Genomic DNA, 5,399 nt, shown 5'->3' on the forward strand with positions numbered 1-5,399 from the left:
TCATCGCCCACAACATCCACCACGTTTTCCAGGTGGTCGACCGGATCGTCGTCATGCGCGGCGGCAAGATCGTTGCCGACGACATCGATCCAAAGAAGTCGAGCATCGAGGAAGTGGAGAGGGTGATCACCGGCGAGCACCTGATCCAGGCGCTCGGGCTGGACCACGGCTGAGGCAGCACTGCAGGAGGAGATATGGCCAAGGCCGAAAAACCGCTTGTGTTGAGTTCACCAGCACCGCGCACGCTCGACCTGATCTTGTCACCGAGCGCTCTTGGCGTGCTGCACRAAAAGTACGAAATCATCGAAGTCGAGCCCACTGGTATCGCCGCACTCGATGACAATACGCTGGCGCAAGTCCGCTTCATCGTTGGCCAGCCGCCGCTGTCGCAGGTGACGTTGACGCGGATGCGGTCCTTGCGCTGCATCTTCAACGTCGAAGGCAATTTGCTCGACAACATGCCCTACGACTACCTGTTTCAGCATGGCATACATGTCGTCACGCCGAGCCAGGTTTTCGCCGAGCCGGTGGCCGAAATCGGGCTCGCCTTCGCGCTCGACCTGGCGCGCGGGGTGGTGGATGCCGACCTGGCGTTCCGGCAGGGTAATGAGCTGTGGGGCTCCGAGGGCAACCGGACGGCGCGGCTGCTCTCAGGTTCGGAGGTCGGCTTCATCGGCTTCGGCGATCTCGGCAAGGCGCTGCACCGCCTGCTTCAAGGATTTCGGGCGCGGATCAAGGCCTTCGACCCATGGCTGCCGCCTTCCGTGCTGATTGAGCATGGCGTGACGCCCGCATCGCTCGACGAGGTCTTGTCTGGCAGCGATCTTGTCTTCGTCGTCGCTTCGGCGACAAGCGAGAACCAGGGTTTTCTCGACGCAAGATCCTTTGCCAGCATGCGCAAGGGAGCAGCGTTCATCTTGCTCAGCCGCGCTGGTGTCGTAGATTTCCCGGATTTGATGGAAGCTGTGCGCAGTGGCCACATCCTTGCTGCCAGCGATGTCTTTCCCGAGGAGYCGCCGGCGAAGGATCATCCGGTGCGTTCGCTGCCCGGGTTCCTGCGTTCCGCCCACCGCGCCGGCGCGCTCGACATCGCCTTCAAGCGCATGGGCGAGATGGTGCTGGAAGACATGGCGCTCATCGACCGCAACCTGCCGCCGATGCGCTGCAAACGCGCCGAGCGCGAGACCGTGTCGCGCATGCGCTCAAAGCCGGTCGACAAGAGCTGATGGCGTTCAGTCCCTGATCTCAGGCAGTTTTTTCCGCTTCGTCGGCACGGCCGGCCTTGCGGGCAACCGCCCAGCCGAGCAGGGCAGCGGCAAGCAGCACGACGGCGGCGAGGTAGAAGGCGAGGCCGGGGTAGGGCATAGGCGTGCCTTCGCGCAGCGTCCAGGCATAGACAGCGCCAAAAAACAGCGGCGACAATACGCCGGCGATGCTTGCCACGCTCATATTCGCGCCTTGCAGCTGGCCCTGTTCGGATTCCGAAACGCGCTGGGTCATCAGCGACTGGGTCGTGGGCATGGCAAGGCCCCACAGCGCGTTGGGGATCATCGCCAGCGTGAACCACAAGCCGCTGGGCGCCCAGCCCATGTAGGCGATGCCGACTGCGCCGCCAAACAGGCCGAACACCATGGTGGCGCGGTCGCCGAAGCGCTTGACGACCGGGCCGACGACCAGTCCCTGCATGATCATGTCGAGCACGCCGACAAGTGCCAGCAAGGTGCCGACCTCCCAGGCATGCCAGTTGTAGCGATAGGCAGCATAGAGCACGAACACGGCCGAGAAGACGTGGTGGGCGAAGTGCAGGAGGAAGGTCACGCCTGCAAGGCCGGTCAGCTCGGGGTGCGAGCGCAGCAGCATCATCGCGCCGAAAGGGTTGGCCCTGCGCCAGGAGAATTCCATGCGCTTTTCCGGCGCCAGCGATTCCGGCAGGACGAAGGCACCATAGAGAAAGGCGAGCCCGCTCATCGCCGCCGCCACCCAGAACGGCGCGCGTGGCGAGATTTCGCCGAGGAAGCCGCCCATCAACGGGCCGGCGACAAAACCGGCGCTGAACGCAGCACCGATCAGGCCATAGGCGCGGGCGCGGCCTTCTGGCGGGGTGATGTCGGCCATGTAGGCGAAGACGGTGGTGAAGCTCGACGAGGTGATGCCGGCAACGATGCGGCCAAGCGCCAGCCACCACAGGTTGGGCGCCAGCGCCATCAGCACATAGTCGGCGGCAAGGCCAGCGGTCGACAAAAGGATCACCGGCCGGCGGCCGTAGCGGTCGGACAGCGAACCGATGATCGGCGAGCAGACGAACTGCATGAAGGCCCAAAGGGCAACGAAGACACCGTTGATCCAGCCAGCATCGGCATTGGAGCCGGCGAATTCTTCGATCAGCGACGGCAGCACAGGGATGATGATGCCCATCGCCACGATGTCGAGAACGGCGGTGACAAAGATGAAGGCGATCGCCGCCTGGCGACGCGAACCCGATATGGACATGATGGTGGCCTCGATGGAGGAGCCTTATAAAAACAACCTGGCGTACGATCCACCCGCCACCGGCTATATTACCAAAACCTACTGACATTGTGTCACAGGCCGCCAAGCAGTGACCCAAGCCTTCCCGCGCTGGGGCTGCCGGCCTACAAATGCGGTCGGATTCAAGACATGGGCGCGCTGTGCGCTGCTCTACAAATCTGCCAAACAAGGAGCCTGCCATGCTGCGCAAGACGAATTTCTTCATCGACGGAAAATGGGTCGCGCCAACAATGGCGAAGGAGCTCGAGGTCATCAACCCGGCCGACGAGCAGCCCTTTGCCGTCATTTCGCTGGGCTCGGCCGCCGATGTCGACAAGGCGGTGGCGGCGGCCCAGCGCGCCTTCCCGGCATGGAGCGCGACCAGCCGCGAGCAGCGTCTTGCCCTGCTCGAAAAGCTGCTCGCCGCGTATAACAGGCGCATGCGCGACATGGCCAATGCGATCTCCTGGGAGATGGGTGCGCCGATGAAGCTGGCGCTGGAATCGCAGGCTGCATGCGGTGCCGGTCACATCGCGAGCTTCATCGAAGTGCTGAAGGGCTTCGAATTTGAGGAGCCGCTCGATGAGAAAAATCCGCAGGAGCGCATCGTGCGCGAGCCGATCGGCGTTTGCGGGCTGATCACGCCCTGGAACTGGCCGATGAACCAGGTGACGCTGAAAGTGGTGCCCGCACTTGCCGCCGGCTGCACGGTGGTGCTGAAGCCGTCCGAGATCGCGCCGATGTCGTCGATCGTCTTCGCCGAGATGATGGAGGAGGCCGGCTTCCCGGCCGGCGTGTTCAACATGGTCAATGGCGACGGGCCGAGCGTGGGCGAGGCGATGTCGCGCCATCCCGGCATCGACATGATGTCGTTCACCGGCTCGACGCGGGCTGGCGTTGCGGTCACCAAGGCAGCATCGGAGACGGTCAAGCGTGTTGCGCTGGAGCTTGGCGGCAAATCGCCCAACATCGTCTTCGCAGATGTCGACCTTGAAGATGCGGTGACGCGCGGGCTGGCGCATTGCTTCGAAAACACCGGCCAGTCCTGCAATGCGCCGACGCGCATGCTGGTGCAGCGCCCGGTCTACGACAAGGCGGTCGACATCGCGGCCAGGTACGCCGCCACTGTGAAGGTCGGCAATCCGGCCGAGGAGGGCGACCATATCGGACCGCTGTCGTCCGACGTGCAGTTCGACAAGGTCCAAGGCCTGATTGACGTCGCCATCAAGGAAGGCGCGCGCGTCGTTGCCGGCGGGCTCGGACGTCCGGAGGGTTTCAACCGCGGCTATTATGTCAGGCCTACCGTCTTCGCCGACGTCAACAATGACATGCGCATCGCCCGAGAAGAGGTGTTCGGACCGGTGCTGGCGATGATCCCCTTCGAGACCGAAGAAGAGGCGATCGCGATTGCCAACGACACGCCTTATGGCCTGTCGGCCTATGTTCAGTCGGGCGACAAGGCGCGTGCCCAGCGCGTGGCGCGCAAGCTCAGGGCCGGCATGGTGCAGATCAATGGTGCCGACCGTCCCTATGGCAGCCCCTTCGGCGGCTACAAGCAGTCGGGCCTCGGCCGCGAGGGCGGCAAGTGGGGACTGGAGGATTTCCTCGAGGTCAAAGCGATCAGCGGTTTTGAGGAAGGGCTGGGGTGAGGGGGCTAACCCTCATTCTTTCTCAGAAAATCCTCCGCGATCTCCCGCATCCTTAGTCGATCGATGCTCTCGGCATGGCCGCCATGGGCCACACGCACGGGCAGCTCCAGAAGCCGGCGCATCGTCGCGCAATAGGCTGTGCGGTCGGAATCCGGCATATCGTCGACCAGGAGACCGCCATGGATGGCGTCGCCGCTGAACAGCGTGCCGTCATGCGCGTCGAACAGACCGATCGAGCCTGGGGAATGCCCAGGCAGATGCAGCACGTGGAAGCTCCTGTCGCCAAGGTCGATCTCGTCGCCTTCATCCAATAGGCGGTGAAGCGGCGCAGGTTTGATCGCGTAGTCGGCAGAGGTCCAGCCGGGATAGGGCAGTTCCGATACCGCGCCGGAAAAATCGCGGAACATGTGGGCGTAGGTTGCTTCGTCCGGCATCGTCTCGAAGAATGCGGCCTCGATGCGCGGGCCGGCGCGCCACGAGAATTCGTGCAACGAGCCGACATGGTCGAGATGGACGTGGGTTGCGACTGCGAGCAGCGGCTTGCCCGGCCGGATATCAATTTCGGGCGCGAGCGGGCAGATGCCCATGCCGGTGTCGACCAGAAGATCGAAGTCGCGCCCGCGCACCAGCCACATGTTGGCGCGGCAATAGTCAGTGACGAAGGGTTCGGTCAGCATCGTCGTCGTGTCGTCGACGATGCTTTTCGAAAACCAGCCGGGACGTGGCGTCAAACGAAAGGCCTGCCGATCTTGAAGCGGCCGGGCACCAGCCGCCTTAGGTAATCCATGCCTTTTTCCGACAGGTGGTTGACGTCGGGAAGCATGAAATCTTCGGGCATGTGTCGGGTCTTGCCGGCGACATTGGTGAGCGGCACGAGCTTGAGCACCGTCTTGCCGCCCTCATACTTCAGCGCCACGGAACCGCCGCCCTTGTCGGCCGCATCGATGGCGAACACGCCGGCCTCAAACGCTTCCTGCGCATCGACCGCGTTGACCGCGCCGATATAGCCGCGCGGCATGTAGCCGAGTGCGTCGACACGGGCGCGCTTGCCCGGAAGCCCTTCAGCCAGCGCGTTTTCGAAGGCGCGGCTCAAATCGCTGCCCGACAGCTTGATGTTGCCATGCGCGTCGCGTTCGAGCTTGTCGGCAGGCACGATGCTTTCGACCAAGGCCTTGCCGTCGGCGGTGGTGACGCCCTCGGAGACGGCGACGACGCAACGGCGATGACGGGCAAGTGTAGCCT

Annotated in this window: 5 protein-coding genes and 1 pseudogene; 3 read left to right on the forward strand and 3 right to left on the reverse strand. The window is 63.7% G+C overall.

The features are described 5' to 3' along the window. Together AC1DUU_RS21725 and AC1DUU_RS21730 are read left to right on the forward strand one after the other, a co-directional pair. Positions 1-173, forward strand: a pseudogene (locus AC1DUU_RS21725) (ATP-binding cassette domain-containing protein); the annotation flags it as partial. Between the two features lie 21 nt (positions 174-194). After that, a complete protein-coding gene (locus AC1DUU_RS21730; protein ID WP_476785463.1) occupies positions 195-1,226 on the forward strand; it encodes a hydroxyacid dehydrogenase in 1,032 nt (343 codons plus the stop codon). Between the two features lie 19 nt (positions 1,227-1,245). On the opposite strand, the gene AC1DUU_RS21735 is transcribed toward AC1DUU_RS21730, so the two are convergent. Then, positions 1,246-2,490 carry a TCR/Tet family MFS transporter gene (locus AC1DUU_RS21735; protein WP_476785464.1) on the reverse strand — a complete coding sequence of 415 codons (1,245 nt, stop codon included), beginning with the start codon at positions 2,488-2,490 and terminating at the stop codon, positions 1,246-1,248. A gap of 218 nt (positions 2,491-2,708) precedes the next feature. Between AC1DUU_RS21735 and AC1DUU_RS21740 the strand changes: the two genes are divergently transcribed. Then, entirely contained in the window at positions 2,709-4,157 is a 1,449-nt protein-coding gene (locus tag AC1DUU_RS21740; RefSeq protein ID WP_476785465.1) for an aldehyde dehydrogenase family protein, read from the forward strand. Between the two features lie 5 nt (positions 4,158-4,162). Here AC1DUU_RS21740 and AC1DUU_RS21745 read toward each other — a convergent pair whose 3' ends face one another. Then, positions 4,163-4,834 (reverse strand): MBL fold metallo-hydrolase, encoded by a 672-nt coding sequence (locus AC1DUU_RS21745; protein ID WP_476785467.1) that lies wholly within the window; start codon positions 4,832-4,834, stop codon positions 4,163-4,165. A 50-nt stretch (positions 4,835-4,884) separates the two neighbouring features. Continuing rightward, on the reverse strand, positions 4,885-5,399 hold a 515-nt coding region (locus tag AC1DUU_RS21750; RefSeq protein WP_476785466.1), incomplete at its 5' end, for a 6-phosphofructokinase.

The organism is Aminobacter sp. P4_H6_2, from assembly GCF_056400805.1.

Coding starts and splice junctions, on each gene's coding strand:
- AC1DUU_RS21735 (WP_476785464.1), bottom strand. CDS start 2,490: ATGTCCATATCGGGTTCGCGTCGCCAGGCGGCGATCGCCTTCATCTTT.
- AC1DUU_RS21740 (WP_476785465.1), top strand. CDS start 2,709: ATGCTGCGCAAGACGAATTTCTTCATCGACGGAAAATGGGTCGCGCCA.
- AC1DUU_RS21745 (WP_476785467.1), bottom strand. CDS start 4,834: ATGCTGACCGAACCCTTCGTCACTGACTATTGCCGCGCCAACATGTGG.